Source organism: Virgibacillus sp. NKC19-3, assembly GCF_019837165.1.
GTDB lineage: Bacteria > Bacillota > Bacilli > Bacillales > Amphibacillaceae > Virgibacillus_L > Virgibacillus_L saliphilus.
The window spans coordinates 2992017-3009650 of the sequence record NZ_JAGYHC010000001.1 but is presented as its reverse complement, the minus strand read 5'-3'; the positions used below and the strand labels follow the sequence as shown (position 1 = coordinate 3009650).

General features: G+C 40.1%; 14 protein-coding genes and 2 pseudogenes. 15 read left to right on the top strand and 1 reads right to left on the bottom strand.

Annotation, left to right across the window (positions count from 1 at the left end):
* The first annotated feature begins 438 nt into the window (after positions 1-438).
* From KFZ56_RS14555 to dhaM, 14 genes and pseudogenes are all read left to right on the top strand, one after another.
* Positions 439-1469 (top strand): annotated as a pseudogene (locus tag KFZ56_RS14555) (ABC transporter ATP-binding protein).
* Positions 1466-2491, top strand: coding sequence for an ABC transporter ATP-binding protein (locus KFZ56_RS14550; protein WP_222642662.1), 1026 nt, complete (start codon positions 1466-1468; stop codon positions 2489-2491). Before KFZ56_RS14555 ends, KFZ56_RS14550 begins: the two are co-directional and overlap by 4 nt.
* A 28-nt stretch (positions 2492-2519) precedes the next feature.
* Complete coding sequence (gene opp4A, locus KFZ56_RS14545; protein ID WP_222642661.1) at positions 2520-4232, top strand: oligopeptide ABC transporter substrate-binding protein; 1713 nt, start codon at positions 2520-2522, stop codon at positions 4230-4232.
* 48 nt (positions 4233-4280) lie between these two features.
* The gene (opp4B, locus tag KFZ56_RS14540; RefSeq protein WP_222642660.1) at positions 4281-5243 is read left to right on the top strand and encodes an oligopeptide ABC transporter permease; all 963 of its coding nucleotides are present in this window, start codon (positions 4281-4283) and stop codon (positions 5241-5243) included.
* A gap of 26 nt (positions 5244-5269) precedes the next feature.
* Positions 5270-6175, top strand: coding sequence for an oligopeptide ABC transporter permease (opp4C, locus tag KFZ56_RS14535; RefSeq protein ID WP_222644007.1), 906 nt, complete (start codon positions 5270-5272; stop codon positions 6173-6175).
* Between the two features lie 127 nt (positions 6176-6302).
* A pseudogene (rpiA, locus tag KFZ56_RS14530) lies at positions 6303-7045 on the top strand (ribose-5-phosphate isomerase RpiA).
* A gap of 379 nt (positions 7046-7424) precedes the next feature.
* Positions 7425-8423 (top strand): sodium:calcium antiporter, encoded by a 999-nt coding sequence (locus KFZ56_RS14525; RefSeq protein WP_222642658.1) that lies wholly within the window; start codon positions 7425-7427, stop codon positions 8421-8423.
* 203 nt (positions 8424-8626) lie between these two features.
* Positions 8627-9115: a preQ(1) synthase gene (queF, locus tag KFZ56_RS14520; RefSeq protein ID WP_375540682.1), complete on the top strand. Its 489-nt coding sequence runs from the start codon at positions 8627-8629 to the stop codon at positions 9113-9115.
* Positions 9116-9367: 252 nt separating this feature from the next.
* Positions 9368-10585 (top strand): formaldehyde dehydrogenase, glutathione-independent, encoded by a 1218-nt coding sequence (gene fdhA / locus KFZ56_RS14515; protein WP_222642656.1) that lies wholly within the window; start codon positions 9368-9370, stop codon positions 10583-10585.
* A 199-nt stretch (positions 10586-10784) separates the two neighbouring features.
* The gene (locus tag KFZ56_RS14510; RefSeq protein WP_222642655.1) at positions 10785-11600 is read left to right on the top strand and encodes an MIP/aquaporin family protein; all 816 of its coding nucleotides are present in this window, start codon (positions 10785-10787) and stop codon (positions 11598-11600) included.
* A gap of 27 nt (positions 11601-11627) precedes the next feature.
* Complete coding sequence (gene glpK / locus KFZ56_RS14505) at positions 11628-13121, top strand: glycerol kinase GlpK (RefSeq protein ID WP_222642654.1); 1494 nt, start codon at positions 11628-11630, stop codon at positions 13119-13121.
* 91 nt (positions 13122-13212) lie between these two features.
* Positions 13213-14208: a dihydroxyacetone kinase subunit DhaK gene (gene dhaK, locus KFZ56_RS14500; protein ID WP_222642653.1), complete on the top strand. Its 996-nt coding sequence runs from the start codon at positions 13213-13215 to the stop codon at positions 14206-14208.
* 15 nt (positions 14209-14223) lie between these two features.
* The gene (gene dhaL, locus KFZ56_RS14495) at positions 14224-14844 is read left to right on the top strand and encodes a dihydroxyacetone kinase subunit DhaL (protein ID WP_222642652.1); all 621 of its coding nucleotides are present in this window, start codon (positions 14224-14226) and stop codon (positions 14842-14844) included.
* Positions 14845-14846: 2 nt separating this feature from the next.
* Positions 14847-15218 (top strand): dihydroxyacetone kinase phosphoryl donor subunit DhaM, encoded by a 372-nt coding sequence (gene dhaM / locus KFZ56_RS14490; protein ID WP_222642650.1) that lies wholly within the window; start codon positions 14847-14849, stop codon positions 15216-15218.
* 131 nt (positions 15219-15349) lie between these two features.
* On the opposite strand, the gene KFZ56_RS14485 is transcribed toward dhaM, so the two are convergent.
* Positions 15350-16447: a branched-chain amino acid aminotransferase gene (locus KFZ56_RS14485; protein WP_222642648.1), complete on the bottom strand. Its 1098-nt coding sequence runs from the start codon at positions 16445-16447 to the stop codon at positions 15350-15352.
* Positions 16448-16646: 199 nt separating this feature from the next.
* Here KFZ56_RS14485 and KFZ56_RS14480 point away from each other — a divergent pair, with 199 nt between their 5' ends.
* Positions 16647-17606, top strand: coding sequence for a bile acid:sodium symporter family protein (locus KFZ56_RS14480; protein ID WP_222642646.1), 960 nt, complete (start codon positions 16647-16649; stop codon positions 17604-17606).
* Positions 17607-17634: the final 28 nt, after the last annotated feature.

Here is a 17634-nt window from a genome sequence, read left to right as displayed (position 1 = left end):
TAATATATGTTATTTCTTAGGATGACTTTAGTATGACATAAAGCGAAAATTAATAGAAAAAAGTACCTAGAAATTTTTAAAAACGTATTGCTTTTTTGAAAATATTCACATATAATCACAGTAATATATGAAGTTTTTGTTACGATTTGATTTCAGAACTTATCATACGCTGAAAGGTAGAAAATACTGGTTCATAAAAAACAATGTCTAATATACATGAAATAACTTTAGTTCACTATAGGTTATACGCAACATCAATGTGAAATTGAAAGGCGATAATAGTATTGGTCGTCGATTTTTTAAGATTAATTATCTGAAGGTTCTCTTGATGACTACTATTATTAATACATGGAGTTATTAGAGAAATAGGTTTCAGATATTTTTTGCTTTATTGTGCTTATATAAAGCTATATTGATCGAAGGGGAGAATAATTATTGATGAATAATCAACAAGAGAAAGAACTACTCGAGATAAACAATTTACATACTGGATTTACGGTAGATGGGGAATTACATCATGCCGTTTCAGGTGTGAGTTTTGGAGTTAAGTCTAAAGAAGTGGTTTGTGTGGTAGGGGAATCAGGGTGCGGAAAAAGTGTAATGTCTCTCTCTATTATGCAGTTGTTACCAAAGATTAATTCGAAAATATCTGCCGGCGAAATAGTATTTAAAGGTGAGGATTTAACAAAAAAACAGAAAAAGAGATGAATAAAGTTCGTGGAAAAGATATAGCTATGATTTTTCAAGAGCCGATGACGGCATTAAATCCAGTTTTTACAGTAGGCTCCCAATTACGAGAGGTGTTTTTTAATCATACAAACGTTTCTAAAAGTGAAGCTAGAGAAAAAGGAATTGAATTGTTGAGACAGGTGGGCATCCCAAGGGCTGATAAGATAATTGACGAGTATCCACATCAATTATCTGGTGGAATGAGGCAGCGTGTGATGATCGCAATCTCTATCGCTTTACATCCTAAGTTATTAATAGCTGATGAACCAACAACAGCGCTGGATGTTACGGTGCAGGCACAAATTTTAGAACTTTTGAAAGACATACAAGAAAAAGAAGATATGGCTATTATGCTCATCACACATGATTTAGGTGTAGTGGCAGAAATGGCAGATAAGGTTATTGTGATGTATGCCGGTCAAGTAGTAGAAACAGCAAATGTGGTGGCATTATTTACAAAGCCTAAACATCCATATACAGAAGCATTACTAAGTAGTATACCACGAATGGATAAGAAAGCGGAAACATTAAATACAATAGGAGGTATTGTTCCATCATTAAAAAACATGCCACAAGTAGGTTGTCGCTTTGCTGATCGGTGTCCAAAAGCTTTTGGTGATTGTACAAGAGTTACACCACGTCTTGCCGAAGTGGATAATGGACATGCAGCTAGATGTCTCCTTTACGATGCTTGTTATCCGGATGAGCATGTAAAGGAAAAGGAGGAGGTTCGTTTATGAGTCGACATACTGTGACAATCGATCTAACTCAAGAGAAGGAAACGAAAGAAAAAGAGACATTACTTGAGATAAAAAATTTAAAAAAATATTATCCAGTCACTGCTGGAGTCTTTAAGCGAAAAATAGGAGATATTAAAGCGGTAGACGATATATCATTAACACTTAAAAGAGGTGAAACATTCGGACTCGTTGGAGAATCAGGTTGTGGGAAATCAACAGCGGGAAAAACAATTTTACGTCTGACAGATCCAACAGAAGGACAGATTATTTTTGACGGAAAAGATATTACACATATATCTGGGGCGAAATTGCGAGAAACACGTAAAAATTTTCAAATGGTTTTCCAAGATCCATACGCCTCCTTGAATTCAAAAATGATGGTAGGACATATCGTCGATGAACCAAAACGAAATTTCACGAAGAAGTCTCATAAAGAATTGATACTGGAAATAAAACAACTTTTAAAACGTGTCGGTTTACGTGAAGAAGATTACTATAAATATCCTCATGAATTTTCAGGTGGGCAGCGGCAAAGAATCGGTATTGCTCGGGCATTAGCTTTGAACCCCAAATTAATTGTAGCGGATGAGCCTGTAAGTGCATTAGATGTATCGATTCAATCACAAGTTCTTAATTTGTTGCAGGAGCTACAAGATGAATTTGATTTAACCTATTTGTTTATTGCACATGATTTGAGTGTTGTAAAACACATGAGTGACCGAATCGGTGTAATGTATCTTGGAAATTTAGTAGAGGTTAGTGAGAAAGATGAGATTTATGAGGAACCATTACATCCTTATACACAAGCTTTAACATCAGCCATACCGGATCCAAATCCATTGAACAAAAAGGAACGAATTATCTTGGAAGGGGATGTTCCTAGTCCGCAAAATCCACCTTCAGGTTGCGTCTTTCACACAAGGTGCCCGGTGGCAATGCCAAAATGTCAGGAAATTGTTCCCCAATTGAAGGAGGTGAGGCCGAATCGGGAGGTCGCATGCCTTTTATATGAAGAGGAATAAGCAAAAATAATAAAGGGGGAGTCGTTAAGTGAATAAGAAATTATTGTTTTTATTAATGTTCGTTTTGTCATTGGTTTTCATATTAGCTGCTTGTTCTGATAGCACTTCAGAAGATGCTGACAGTGGTGATGCTGATTCAGCAGAAACAGGGGATGCAGGTGAAGATGCTTCCATTACATATGCTATTGATCAGGCACCTGAAGGATTATTCATCGATGGGTTTGCAGGGAGTGCCATTGATAGCAAGATAAATGACATTATCCATGTTGATATGGTTACTACAAATGAAGAGATGGAGTATATACCAAATCTTGCTGACTGGGAAACAGATGATAACCAGGAATTTACCTTTACGCTTGAAGAAGGGGTGCATTGGCATAATGGGGAAGAATTAACCATGGAAGATTGGGAATTTGCCATTGAAGTCATTGCCGATCCTGATTATGAAGGTCCACGTTTCAACTACGTACAGGACATTGAAGGGGCCGAGGAATATCGTGACGGTGAAGCCGATGAGGTTTCCGGTTTTGAAGTGGTGGACGATTACACCGCCGTGATTACCTTTAATGAACCAAAGGTAAATAACTTGGAAAATGTTTGGACAACACCAATGCCAAAAGCAGAATTGGAAGACATTCCTGTTGGGGATATGGAAGAAGCCCCGGAAGTACGTGAGAATCCGGTAGGTCTTGGACCATTTCAAGTAACGGACATTGTCGAAGGAGAATCCATTACATTGGAACGCTTTGACGATTATTGGGAAGGAAAGCCAAAGTTAGCGGAGATGCAGATTCGCATCATTGATCCTTCTTTAAATCTTGGAGCATTACAGAATGGGGAAGTCGACATTATGGAAATTCGTCCGGATGATATTGCAGAACTGGAAGGATTAGATCATGTTCGCGTGGAAGAGCAAGCAGGCTTAGGGTATTCGTATATTGGCTTCCGCATGGGGCATTATGATGAAGATGAAGGAAGCGCAGTAGATGATTATGACAAATATGACAGCAAAGAATTGCGTCAAGCAATGTTTCATGCGATTGATCGACAATCCATTATTGATTCTTATTTAGCTGGGACGGCAAATATTGTTAATACACCAGTTCCATCTGTTCACTGGATTGTTGCGGATGAATCCGAATTAACGCAATATGATTATGACCCGGAAAGAGCAGAACAATTACTGGAAGAAGCTGGGTATGTAGATACGAATGATGATGGATATAGGGAAGATCCGGACGGTAATGAATTTGTTGTGAACTTTAGCCACTTTGCAGGTTCTTCCGCATTTGAGGGACGCGCTCAAGCCCTCATGCAAGCATGGGAAGATGTAGGTTTGAAGACCGAATTAGTAACAGGCCAGTTAATTGAATTTAATACGTTCAATGACATGAAAGAAAATGATGACGATAATATTGAAGTATTCTTTGGATCCTGGAGTGTAGGTGATGATCCTGACCCATCTGGTTTGTGGCATAGCACAGCGGAGTGGAACTATGGACGTTGGGTAAACGAGGAATCCGATGAACTACTTGATGAGGGATTAAGCGAAGCATCCTTTGATGAGGATTATCGTGCAGATGTCTATGCTGAATGGCAAAAACTATTCAACGATGAACTTCCTGGACTGCCACTTTGGGAAAATGTTGATTTGTATGGTATTAATAATCAATTAGAAGGTGTAACCATTGATGCAGTAGGGTTGCGTGATTTTCATGAGTGGTATGTTACCGAAGAATAAGTAGCATAACAGATACAAGTGATAAATTGCAGATAAGGGGAAATGAACATGTTATCCTACACATTACGCAGATTACTATCGATGATACCATTGTTAATCCTTGTCTCCATTGTTGTATTTTCCCTGGCAAAATTAATGCCAGGGGACCCCTTTACGGGGGAGATTGACCCGAATAATACAAACGTAGAATATATTGAGGAACAGCGAGAAGAACTCGGGTATAATGATCCGATCCCTGTTCAATATCAACGATGGGTTACAAATCTTGTACAAGGAGATTTAGGGAAATCAACGACGTATAAAAAGCCGGTTATAGAGGTTATCGTTGAGCGGTTACCAAATACAATATTCTTAGCGATTTCTGCACTACTAATCACCTATATTCTAGCATTTGCCATGGGGATGTACTCTGGGAGAAAACCATACACGGTAGGGGATAATTTAATAGCAACATTTAATTACACAGGTATAGCTATTCCACAGTATATTATCGCTATTGTTGCGATCTATTTTTTTGCTTTTCAACTTGGTTGGTTACCATCAAGTGGTTCGATGACTTCTGGACTTGAACAAGGTACATGGGAGTTCTGGAGTGATCGAATCTATCATGTTATTATGCCTGCCATTACATTAGGTTTATTTTCTACCGCTTCTTACACACAGTTTCTACGTAATGATATTGTGCAAAATAGTGAACAAGATTATGTGCGCAGTGCTAGAGCGAGGGGGACAAAAGAATCGCTTATTTACAACAAGCATATTCTAAGAAATTCAATCATACCGCTTGTAACGTTTTTTGGATTCGATTTAGCGACATTAATTGGAGGTGCCATTATAACTGAAACAATATTTACATACCCGGGCATTGGTATGCTATTTATTGATTCGGTTAATACGAGGGATTATCCCGTAGTCATGTCTTTGACATTATTATTTTCGTTATTGACGTTAGTGGGTAACCTTGTGGCAGATTTACTATATGGGGTCGTTGATCCTAGGATTCGTTATTAAGGGGGGAGTCGTAAGTGGAACCATCAATGAACGCACCTTCAACAAATGTCAGTAACAAGCAAAAGTTTGATTCTACTTGGACAATCGCACGTAAGAAGTTTGTGAAACGAAAACTAGCGATGATAAGCTTATTTTTTCTTCTATTCATGATAATTGTGTCATTTTTAGCACCGTATATTATAACATCGGATGTTACCCGGATTAATTTGGCTGAAATCAATGAGGAACCTTCCAGTGAATATTGGTTAGGAACGGATAGAAATGGGAGAGATGTATTCGAAAGGACGCTTTATGGTGGAAGGGTATCACTAACGATCGGCTTAACCTCGATGGTCTGTGTGACGTTAATAGGTTCGATCCTTGGATCAATCGCAGGGTATTATGGTGGTTGGGTTGATAACTTATTGATGCGCTTTACAGATTTTATATTAACGCTACCGTTTTATGTGTTTGTGATTGTATTAAATGCAATTCTAATAGGCTTTGATAGAGTAACAGGGATGTGGAGTTTAATAATTGTTTTTAGCTTACTAGGTTGGGGTGGTGTTGCAAGAATTGTGCGGAGTAAAATTCTTGCTGAAAAAGAGAATGAATATGTTTTAGCGGCCACTTCCATCGGTGGTAAACCATCAAAAGTTATTACGAAACACTTATTTCCAAATGTGATGACAACGGTTATTGTGCAGGCTACCTTATTATTAGCGTCCTATATTGTTGCTGAAGCAGGATTGAGCTTCATAGGAGTGGGGGTGCCACCCGAAATTCCAAGTTGGGGTAATATGCTTATGGAAGCAAGACAAACCGAAGTTTTGCAAAATCAACCATGGGTATGGGTTCCACCAGCCGTTTGTATTACGCTAACAATCCTATCGATTAATTTTATTGGAGAGGGCTTAAAGGATGCCTTTGACCCGAAAACGAATAGAAGGTAAAAAAATGGTGATAACGTAAAAACCTCAAATTACACACTAATTTGGGGGTTTTTTACGTTCAACAAGTACCAATATAAAGTTGCTGTAAGTTAAACTTTGTTGATGAGTCTATGTCACCTCTTAGAACATGGAGATCTGTCCATGGATCAGGTATAATGAATGGAGGATTTACATAAGGAGGATATACATAATGAGTGAAATGGATAACGCAAAAAAGCGAGTTGGTGAAGAAGCGGTAAAATATGTGGAAGATGGAATGAAAGTAGGCCTAGGTTCAGGGTCCACGGTGTACTGGATGATAAAAAAACTTGGTGAACATGTTGTGCAAGGGTTGAATGTAACCGGTATACCTACATCGCAAACAACAGCACAATGGGCGAAGGAATTCGGTGTCCCTTTAACAGATTTTTCACAAATAAATCAGCTTGACGTGACAATTGATGGGGCAGATGAGGTTGATGAAAACATACACCTTATTAAGGGGGCGGAGGAGCTCTCTTGAGAGAGAAGATCGTTGCTTCGGCGGCAAAAGAGTTTATCATTATTGCAGATAGTTCCAAAAGGGTATCTACTTTAGGGGCATTTCCTTTACCGGTTGAGGTTACTCCTTTTGGGTGGGAAGTGACTGCAAATACTATTTCAACATTAGGGTGTGCGCCTAAATTAAGGCAAAAAGACGGGGAAGTATTTGTCACAGATAACGGAAATTATATTTTAGATTGTCCCTTTGGTAAAATTTCTGATCCTGAAAAAATACATAAGGAATTGAAATCACAGGTTGGCGTTGTGGAAACAGGTTTGTTTATTGGAATGGCGGACAAGGTTATTGTTGGAAAGAGAGATAAAATAGAAATTGTTTCGAAGGGGTAAATAGTTAGCTGATAAAGAAATAACTACCTACAAATTGCATCGTGTCTCGCGATGCTTTTTTGTTGCATAGGAATTATAAAATGATTTGCTTGTAAATAACTTAATTGCCGAAAGTAGTCACATCCGGTTCCAGCACCCAGTAACTAGTAACTCTTTTGATGGGACGAGCTTCAGCGCAGTCCCAAACGTCACGCTTCTCCATCACGATAAAATAATGGAAGAAAAGCATGTGATACGTTTTGGGGAAAACGTACACGGTTGCATTTGTTTATTTGATGTTTTCTAACAGCTATATTTGAGGTGTATGACTATTTTTTCTTTTAATAAATGCCTGAATGGGTATATTATGGTATAGGTACAAGAATAGGAGTGGTAACTTTTGGTATTTGTTATTTTTATTTTAGCAGCTGTGGTGACAGTTTATACAGCAATGAAATTATCGCAATTTGCGGATGTAATTAGTAATAAAACCGCTATGGGCGGCATGCTTGTTGGGACAATTCTACTGGCAGGGGCAACATCACTTCCTGAGGTTACGACGAGTTTTTCGGCGGTTATTATAGGTAATGTGGATATCGCAATTGGGAATATGCTTGGTTCGAATTTATTTAATTTATTAATTCTCGCGGGTTTTGACCTGTTTTTTAGAAGAAAGCGATTATATCTTTTAGTGGGCAAGAACCATATTTATTCCGCTATTCTTGGACTGTTTTTAATGCTGATGGTTACCTTGGCACTGTTTCTGAAGATTGATTATACAGTGATAGGAATTGGTGTAGACTCGCTATTGATTCTGGTTGTGTACATCATTGGGATGATTATAATTAGTAAAATATCGCCTCCACCTGCAGACGAAAAAGCGGTTAAAGAGGATAAGCAACAGGAAGCACCGGTGAAGAAAAAATCGGTTTCCGTAAAAAGGGCTATCGTTGGTTTCATCATTGCTGCTGTCGTTATCATGATTGTTGGAAGTGTGCTTTCCATTACTGGTGATCGAATTGCAGTCATAACGGGTCTGGGCTCGAGTTTTGTTGGAAGTATTCTTATTGCAGCAACGACTTCGTTGCCGGAGGCAGTGTCTGTGTTCGCAGCATTTCGTTTAAAAAACCCGAATTTAGCGGTTGGATCTATTCTAGGAAGCAATATGTTTAATATGGTGATCTTAGCCGTATCTGATGCGGTTTATCAGGACGGTTCTGTTTTAGCAGATGTATCCAGTTCTCATCTATATACCGCGATTGGGGTTTCCGTGTTATCAGTTATCCTCATTTGGGCATTGTTGCGGAATCGCTCCATGTCGACGTGGTCCTATAGTATACCTTCCATGATAACAGTGATTGGTTACTTTGTTGTATCCTATTTTATTTTTATAGGGTAGGAAAAAGCGCGTAAATCTTTCGAACATATATGACAAAATTCAGGGAGTGACAGGCACTTTCCGGTGCTGTATAATGTGATGGAGGAGAGGTTCTTAGCTTTAGCTTTTCAATCCTCTATAAAAAACGAAGTCATGTGATGCAATTAATATGCCATGTGGTCTTAGGCTGCATGGCTTTTTCATGAATGAAGGAGGTTTTGTATATGAAGGAGCAAGATTTTTCAGCATTGACATTACTGGGAAGTCAGGATGTGAAATATAATTTTGATTATGCCCCGGAAGTATTGGAAACGGTAGATAACAATCACCAAAACAGGGATTTCTTTGTGAAATTTAACTGTCCGGAATTTACGACACTATGTCCGATCACGGGCCAGCCTGATTTTGCCACAGTATATATTAGTTATATTCCGGATCTGAAAATAGTAGAAAGCAAGTCGTTGAAGCTTTATTTATTTAGTTTTCGAAATCATGGTGATTTTCATGAAGATAGTATGAATATAATTATGAATGATTTAATCGATGCGATGGACCCACGTTATATAGAAGTATGGGGGAAATTCACACCACGGGGCGGTATTTCCATTGATCCATACTGCAATTACGGGAAGCCTGAAACGAAGTATGAACAAATGGCGGAACATCGTATGATGAATCATGATATGTATCCGGAAAAGATAGATAATCGCTAGAAAGTCTAAGCATGAAGAAATGGAAGTAGTACGTTCTTCTTAATGAAGGAGATCGTATTTTTTATTCGACCATTTCGGGGCGCGCAGGTACCATTCGGGAGTTTTCCAGGAAATATCTCGGATGGTTTCCTTCTACCTGCTTATTTTGATTAATTGTTGAACTTTTTTAAATATAATGATATAATTCTGTTTAGATGGTAGCGCTTCCATGAAACGCATCTTTTAACTTATTACATTAAAGGAGTGGTTCGTTTGGCAAGTAATCGCGGAGTAGTTTATGTCAAGCCAGGAGAAGTGGAAATACAAGATATTTCATATCCGGAATTGATTTTGAGGGACGGGCCGGGCGTCAATCCCTTGAACGTCGGCAGAAAATGTAATCATGGTGTTATTGTAAAGGTTGTGACAACGAATATTTGTGGTAGTGACCAGCACATGGTTAGAGGGAGGACAACCGCACCAAGTGGATTGGTTCTCGGTCATGAAATCACAGGTGAGATTGTGGAAGTGGGTAGTGATGTTGAATTTATGAAGAAGGGGGATCTTGTATCCGTTCCGTTTAATATTGCCTGTGGACGTTGCAGGAATTGTAAACAACAAGATACACATATCTGTGAAAATGTAAATCCGGATCGCCCAGGTTCAGCATATGGCTATGTCGATATGGGCGGATGGGTTGGTGGTCAATCCGAATACGTGATGGTACCATATGCCGATTTCCAGCTCTTAAAATTTCCGGATAAAGATCAGGCCATGGAAAAAATTCTTGATTTAACCATGCTTTCGGATATTTTTCCAACTGGATATCACGGAGCGATTAGTGCGGGCGTAAAACCTGGTTCGACTGTTTATGTAGCAGGGGCTGGTCCTGTTGGTTTAGCTGCTGCTCACTCGGCACAATTACTGGGAGCTTCTGTTGTAATTGTTGGTGATTTAATCGAAGAAAGGCTGCAACAGGCCAGAAGCTTTGGCTGCGAAACGGTAAATTTAAAAGAGCATGCGAATTTGGAGGATCAAATAGCGCAAATATTAGGAGAGCCGGAAGTAGATTGTGCGATTGATGCAGTTGGTTTTGAGGCAAGCGGTCATGGAGAAGGGGCCGGAGAAGCACCTGCTACTGTGTTGAATTCAGTGATGGGTATAACGCGAGCAGGAGGACGATTAGGGATTCCTGGCTTGTATGTAACTGGTGACCCCGGTGCTGAGGATAAAGATGCACAGGAAGGAACATTAAAAATCCGCTTTGGCTTGGGATTTGCAAAGGCACATACGTTTGTTACCGGACAGACTCCGGTCATGAAATATCACCGTGATTTAATGCAGTCTATTTTAAGCGGTAAGGCACAAATTGCAAAAGCAGTAAATGCAACGCTAATTTCCCTTGAGGAAGCACCTGCTGGGTATCGGGAATTTGATGGTGGGGCCTCTAAGAAATTCGTGATTGACCCGCATGGGTTGGTGGGAAATTAAGGAAACGAAAAATATTCCCCATACGAATTGACAGCGATTACAGCAGATGATATTCTATTAAAACAAGTTAATGATGTGGTGGAGATATGGAGACCCATACTTTAATAGTACTTCCCGGGCAGAGGTATGTCTATTTTAGTATGGGTCTTTTTCTGTACTATAAATAGTTAACTCGATTTAATAAGAAGGAGGGTTAAACATGTCGGAATTTCTAGCTGAACTGATCGGTACAATGGTCCTCATTATATTTGGGGGTGGTGTTGTCGCCGGCGTTTTGTTAAAAAAGTCGAAAGCAGAAGGAACCGGGTGGATACTGATCACACTTGCCTGGGGTATAGGTGTTACGATGGGCGTATATGCAGCTGGTAATTTTACAGACGCACATATTAATCCTGCTGTAACGTTTGGATTTGCGATTGCAGGTGATTTCCCATGGGCAAAGGTTCCTATGTATATGACTGCCCAAGTGATTGGGGCGTTTATTGGTGCGGTACTGGTTTTTTTCAATTACTTGCCACATTGGAAGGAAACGAAAGATAAAATTGCCAAAAGGGATGCATTTTCAACAACGCCGGCTATTCGTAGCCCATTTTCAAACTTGGCCAGTGAAGTAATCGGTACATTCGTCCTTGTGATGGGTCTTATGTTTATTGGTGCCAATGAACTAGCAGAAGGATTAAATCCTCTAATTGTTGGAACTTTAATTATTGGTATCGGAATGTCACTCGGAGGTACAACGGGTTATGCAATCAATCCGGCTCGTGATCTTGGTCCAAGGATTGCGCATGCCTTGCTACCGATTCCCGGAAAAGGGACATCCGATTGGAATTATGCCTGGGTGCCAATTGTAGGACCATTACTTGGTGGTGCTTATGGAGCTGTATTTTATCAGGCTATGTTTTTAGGCGAATTTTCTCCGTTATTCTGGATTATAAGCGTTGTCGTTGCTATTATTTTAATAGGAGCTGCTAGTACGGAGTTGAAAAAAGGAAAAATCCAATCAGGTAAAAATTAGGAAAATGTTCAATAGGAGGAGTTTCATATGAGTGAAAAATTTATTCTATCATTAGATCAAGGTACAACAAGTTCTCGGGCCGTCCTATTTAATCATAACGGGGAGATTGTGGAAACAGCCCAAAAGGAGTTTGAACAATTTTTTCAAAAGCCGGGTTGGGTAGAGCATGATGCCAATGAAATTTGGACATCTATACTTGCTTGTATTTCAGAAGTTTTACGAAAGGCGGACACAGACCCTAGTCAAATTGCCGGAATCGGTATTACAAATCAGAGAGAAACGACGGTCCTTTGGGATAAACATACTGGAAAACCAATATATAAAGCAGTTGTGTGGCAATCTCGTCAAACGGAATATATTTGCAGAGAATTGGATGAGCAGGGATATAGTGATGTGATCCGGGATAAAACGGGACTATTAATCGACCCTTACTTTTCCGGTACGAAGGTGAAATGGATTCTGGATAACGTGGAAGGTGCAAGGGAGAAAGCGGATAATGGAGATTTATTATTCGGTACTATGGATTCCTGGCTTGTTTATAAGTTATCCGGTGGAAAAACACATATTACGGATTACTCCAATGCGGCCAGAACATTGATGTTCAATATTTATGATCTGAAGTGGGATGATGAATTACTCGAAATTTTAAATGTTCCTAAGGATATGCTTCCGGAAGTTCGTCAATCCTCTGAGATTTATGCCCATACGGTTGATTATCACTTCTTTGGCCATGAGGTTCCAATTGCTGGAATTGCAGGTGACCAACAAGCAGCATTGTTTGGACAGGCATGTTTTGAAGAAGGAATGGTGAAAAACACGTATGGTACGGGAAACTTTGTATTGATGAATACAGGAGAAAAACCTATAAAATCAGAACATGGTTTACTTACAACCCTAGGCTGGGGCGTAGATGGGAAGGTAGAATATGCGCTTGAAGGCAGTATTTTTGTAACTGGGTCCGCCATTCAATGGCTGCGGGATGGACTTCAACTTGTAAATAATGCCCCCGAATCAGAGACCTATGCTTCCAGGGTAGATTCAACGGACGGTGTATACATGGTGCCGGCGTTTGTAGGGCTTGGCTCTCCATATTGGGATAGTGATGCCAGAGGCGCGGTATTTGGATTAACACGCGGGACAACGAAGGAGCATTTTATTCGCGCAACCCTGGAGTCACTTGCTTATCAATCGAAAGATGTAGTGGATGCGATGATTAGTGATTCAGAAATTGATCTAAAAACATTGCGTGTAGATGGCGGTGCAGTTAAAAACGATTTCCTTATGCAGTTTCAAAGTGATATCCTCGGTGTATCTGTTGAGCGTCCGGTTATTCAAGAGACGACAGCACTTGGGGCAGCATATCTAGCCGGTCTGGCAGTTGATTATTGGAAAGATAGGAATGAAATTGCAAGACAGTGGAAAAATGAAAAGACGTTTACCAATACGTTTGATGAGGAAAAACGTAATGAGCTGTATGAAGGTTGGAAAAAAGCAGTGGCGTCTACAAGAACTTTTAAATAACTGCTGAGGAGGCCAACGAGATTATCTTAAAGTTGGCCTCCTTTTTTGCAGAGGCTGCTTTTTAAAATAACATGTAAAGGAGTGTATCTACTTGAAAAAAATTATTAATGATCCGAACCAAGTTGTACAAGATATGATTAAGGGAATAGTCGCAGCGTACCCCGAGGAATTGAGGCAGATCCCGGGAACAATGGCAATTGTCAGAAACGATGCTCCCGTGAAAGATAAAGTTGGACTTGTCAGCGGCGGCGGGAGCGGACATGAACCTGCACATTCCGGATATGTAGGAAAAGGGATGCTTGACGCTGCTGTAGCCGGGGAAGTTTTTACATCACCAACGCCTGATCAGCTGTTGGAAGCAATTAAGGCAGTTGATAGCGGATCTGGCGTGTTTTTAATTATTAAAAATTATACTGGTGACGTGCTGAATTTTGAGATGGCTGCCGAATTAGCAGAAGCGGAAGGAATCCAAGTGGAGAGTGTTATTGTAAATGATGATGTAGCTGTTGAAGACAGTGACGCAACAACAGGTAGAAGAGGAATAGCCGGAACGGTGCTCGTTCATAAGATTGCCGGCGCCATGGCTGAACAAGGTGGAACATTAAAAGAGGTTAAAGCTGCCGCAGAAAAAGTAGTGGCAAATGTCCGCTCCATCGGGATGGCCCTTACTCCTTGCACAGTACCAGCTGCAGGAAAGCCGAGCTTTGAGTTGGAAGAAAATGAGATGGAAATCGGGATCGGAATTCATGGAGAATCCGGGATTGAACGAAAACAAATGGCAAGTGCAGATGACATTGCAACAGAGCTAACCGACAAAATTTTTGAGGACATGGCGTTTTCAAGTGGTGACGAGGTGGCTGTCATGATAAACGGGTTAGGTTCCACACCGGAAATGGAGCTTTATATCGTCAACCGTAAAGTTCAGGAAATTTTAGCTGAAAAGGGTGTACATGTTCATAAAACATTTGTCGGCGAATTCATGACCGCACTGGAAATGACCGGATGTTCTGTGAGTCTTCTGAAATTGGATGATGCACACAAAACCCTGCTTGATGCACCTACCCATCCAGCTCGATTTCGTTCGTAGAAAAGGAGAGTAATCATGGAATTTCAAGCACAAGATACGATTCAATGGATTGAAAAAATTAATGAAAAAATGCAACGAAACAAGGAATATCTTACATCACTGGACCAGGTAATCGGGGACAGTGATCATGGAATTAATATGTCCCGCGGGTTTCAAGAAACGGTGAATAAAATTTCAGGAGGGACATATGACACTGCTTCAGATGTTTTAAAAGATGTTGCAATGACACTTATGTCCAAGGTTGGTGGTGCTTCCGGGCCATTATTCGGAACATTATTTCTGAAGTTATCGACAACGTTTAAAGGGATGGATCCCGTCGATTATCATGCATTCACAAACGGACTTGAAGAAGCGCTGAATGGCGTGATGCAGCGTGGAAAAGCAACAACGGGTGAGAAGACGCTTGTCGATGTATGGTCACCGGTTGTTGAACATTTCAAACAGGAAGATGAATTTCAAGCAGATAAAATAGTAGAAACGGCCAAAACAGCGATGGAAAATACGAAAGATATGCTTGCTACAAAAGGCCGGGCAGCTTATTTTAAAGAAAAATCAATTGGCCATATCGATCCTGGTTCTGCTTCGTCCTATTATATCTTCGAAGCACTTGCCGAAGTTATGGAAGGAGGAAAATAATCATGGCGTATGCAGGTATTGTCTTAATTTCCCATAGTTCGAAAATAGCTGAAGGTATTAAAGATTTAATCACACAGGTTGTAACAGAAGTTCCCATCGAAACAGCTGGGGGAACCGAAGAAAATGCTATTGGGACGAGTATTGACAAAATTCAGGACGCCATAAAGATTGCAGACAATGGCGAAGGTGTGCTGCTTTTTTATGATATAGGGAGTGCGAAAATGAATGCGGAAATGGCAATGGAAATGGCTGATTTAGACACCATTCAGTTAGTGGAGGCGCCATTGGTCGAAGGTGCCTATACAGCAGCTGTGGAATCAGGTATGGGAAAAACCGTGCAGGAAGTTCATGATGCTGTGGTTAAGGCATTTTAATCGAAAATGCGTTAAAAAGCATGAGTGGTTTTAAACACATCTATCACGTATAGATACAATCAACAGAACTCCCCCCTGAATATATATATGCTTAGGGGGAGTTTTGCCTTATGCCGTGGGATGTCCGTATTCTACTGTGCTATTTTACTTACCTGATCATTTACTTTCGAAACCCAGCCAAATAGGTCCTTTTCTCTTCCATATTGAATGCCGGTTAGCGTATCATATAACTTTTTGGCGATTTCTCCTGTTTTTTCATCATTAATAAGAAAATCATTATTATTCCAGGTTATTTGACCGATTGGAGAAATGACTGCTGCCGTTCCTGCACCAAATGCCTCTTCAAGTAACCCATCTTCATAGGCAAGACGTAATTCTTCCATCGAGATTTTTCGCTCTACCACTGGTATATTCCAATGTTTCAGAAGCTGAATAACCGAGTTTCTTGTTACTCCTTCAAGAATACTGCCGTTTAAGGCTGGTGTAACCACTTCTCCGTTTATTTTAAAGAAGATATTCATGCTTCCAACTTCTTCGATATATTTCTTTTCAACCCCATCCAACCATAGGACTTGAGCAAATCCTTTATTTCCAGCAACCTCTTGGGCTTTAAGACTTGCAGCATAGTTGCCGCCGGTTTTTGCCTCTCCGGTTCCACCTTTTACAGTACGGACAAACTCGCTTTCCACAGCGATTTTCACTGGGTTGATCCCTTCTTTGTAATATTCCCCAACAGGTGAGAGGATCACGATTAGCTGATAATGGAGTGATGGTGCCACACCTATATAGGGTTCGGTGGAAATGATGAATGGTCGAATATACAGAGAGGTTCCTTCTGCCTTCGGAATCCAGTCTTCATCTACAGAGATCAATTTTTTTATTGCCTCAATGACAAAATCCTCGTCAATCGGTGGAATACAAAGTCGATCATTGGAATGATTTAAGCGCTTCATGTTTTTTTCCGGACGAAATAATTGTGCATCTCCATCAGCGGTGAGATATGCCTTCATCCCTTCGAATACGGATTGCCCGTAATGAAATACCATAGCGGATGGATCGATTGTAAGCGGCTCATATGGCACAATACGCGGATCATGCCAACCGGAATCTTCAGAATAATCCATGATAAACATATGGTCTGTGAATACTCTCCCGAATGCCAATTGATCTGTATTTGGTTTATCTTTCTTAACAGCACAATGATTTACTTGAATATGTTGTGCCTCCATGTCAACATCCCCTTGTTGTTAAAGTATTCTAACTATAATAATCCATTTTCATCTTTTATTCAATAGGTAATTGCACTTTTTACAGGAAAAATTTAAAAACAAACAAAAAATTATTCTATCCTTCTTATTTTAATTGTGGTAGAATTTTTAACTAAATTATTAGAAATTCAAATAGTTCAAAAAGGAAGGAGAATAGGAAGTGAAAACGTTGGAAAAAATTAGTAATTTTGCAGGAAGTACGTTTGCAATCTGGGTTATCTTATTTGCGGGGCTTAGCTTCTTTTTCCCGGCTGGATTTACATGGCTTGAACCATTCATGTCGCTGCTACTAGGGATTATTATGTTTGGAATGGGGCTTACACTTTCTGTGAATGACTTCAAACATGTATTTCAAACACCAAAAAGTGTCCTTATTGCAGTAGTGGCGCAATTTACAATTATGCCTCTGATTGCATTGGGACTTGCACTTGCCTTTCAGCTCCCACCAGAAGTAGCTGTTGGCGTTATCCTGGTAGGCTGTTGTCCGGGCGGTACGGCATCCAATGTGATGACTTTTTTAGCGAAAGGAAATACGGCTTTATCGGTGTCGGTTACTGCAGTATCAACATTATTAGCACCAATTCTGACTCCAATGTTGACATTGCTGTTTGCAAGTCAATGGCTTCCCGTTTCTGCAAGTAATATGTTCATGTCTATCGTCCAAATTGTGTTGATCCCAATTGTGTTAGGAATCGGAATTCGCTTACTATTTCCTAAGCAAGTGGAAAAGAGCGTTGCCGCATTACCGTTGGTATCGGTTGTCGGCATTGTCGGTGTAACTGTAGCAGTTGTATCAACCAATACCGAAGCGATTGTCACAACAGGTCTGCTAATTTTCAGTATCGTTGTATTGCATAATGTTCTCGGACTCCTGCTTGGATTTGTATTTGCCAAATTGTTGCGGCTCGACTTTTCGGATCAAAAGGCTGTTTCTATTGAGGTAGGCATGCAAAACTCAGGGCTTGCTGCAGGACTTGCATCTGCTCATTTTTCACCGGTAGCAGCTGTTCCTAGCGCGCTATTTAGTGTGTGGCACAATATCTCTGGCCCAATTTTGGCAACATGGTGGGGAAAAAGGAGTGAAAATACGGATTCCGTTCGTAATCAAAAAGTCAGCTAACCATTATTGCAAAAAAATAATTTCATTG

Bases quoted from the DNA above. Each gene is read 5' to 3' on its own strand.
- KFZ56_RS14550 (WP_222642662.1), top strand. From the start codon at position 1,466: ATGAGTCGACATACTGTGACAATCGATCTAACTCAAGAGAAGGAAACG.
- opp4B (WP_222642660.1), top strand. From the start codon at position 4,281: ATGTTATCCTACACATTACGCAGATTACTATCGATGATACCATTGTTA.
- opp4C (WP_222644007.1), top strand. From the start codon at position 5,270: ATGAACGCACCTTCAACAAATGTCAGTAACAAGCAAAAGTTTGATTCT.
- queF (WP_375540682.1), top strand. From the start codon at position 8,627: ATGAAGGAGCAAGATTTTTCAGCATTGACATTACTGGGAAGTCAGGAT.
- KFZ56_RS14510 (WP_222642655.1), top strand. From the start codon at position 10,785: ATGTCGGAATTTCTAGCTGAACTGATCGGTACAATGGTCCTCATTATA.
- glpK (WP_222642654.1), top strand. From the start codon at position 11,628: ATGAGTGAAAAATTTATTCTATCATTAGATCAAGGTACAACAAGTTCT.
- dhaL (WP_222642652.1), top strand. From the start codon at position 14,224: ATGGAATTTCAAGCACAAGATACGATTCAATGGATTGAAAAAATTAAT.
- dhaM (WP_222642650.1), top strand. From the start codon at position 14,847: ATGGCGTATGCAGGTATTGTCTTAATTTCCCATAGTTCGAAAATAGCT.
- KFZ56_RS14485 (WP_222642648.1), bottom strand. From the start codon at position 16,447: ATGGAGGCACAACATATTCAAGTAAATCATTGTGCTGTTAAGAAAGAT.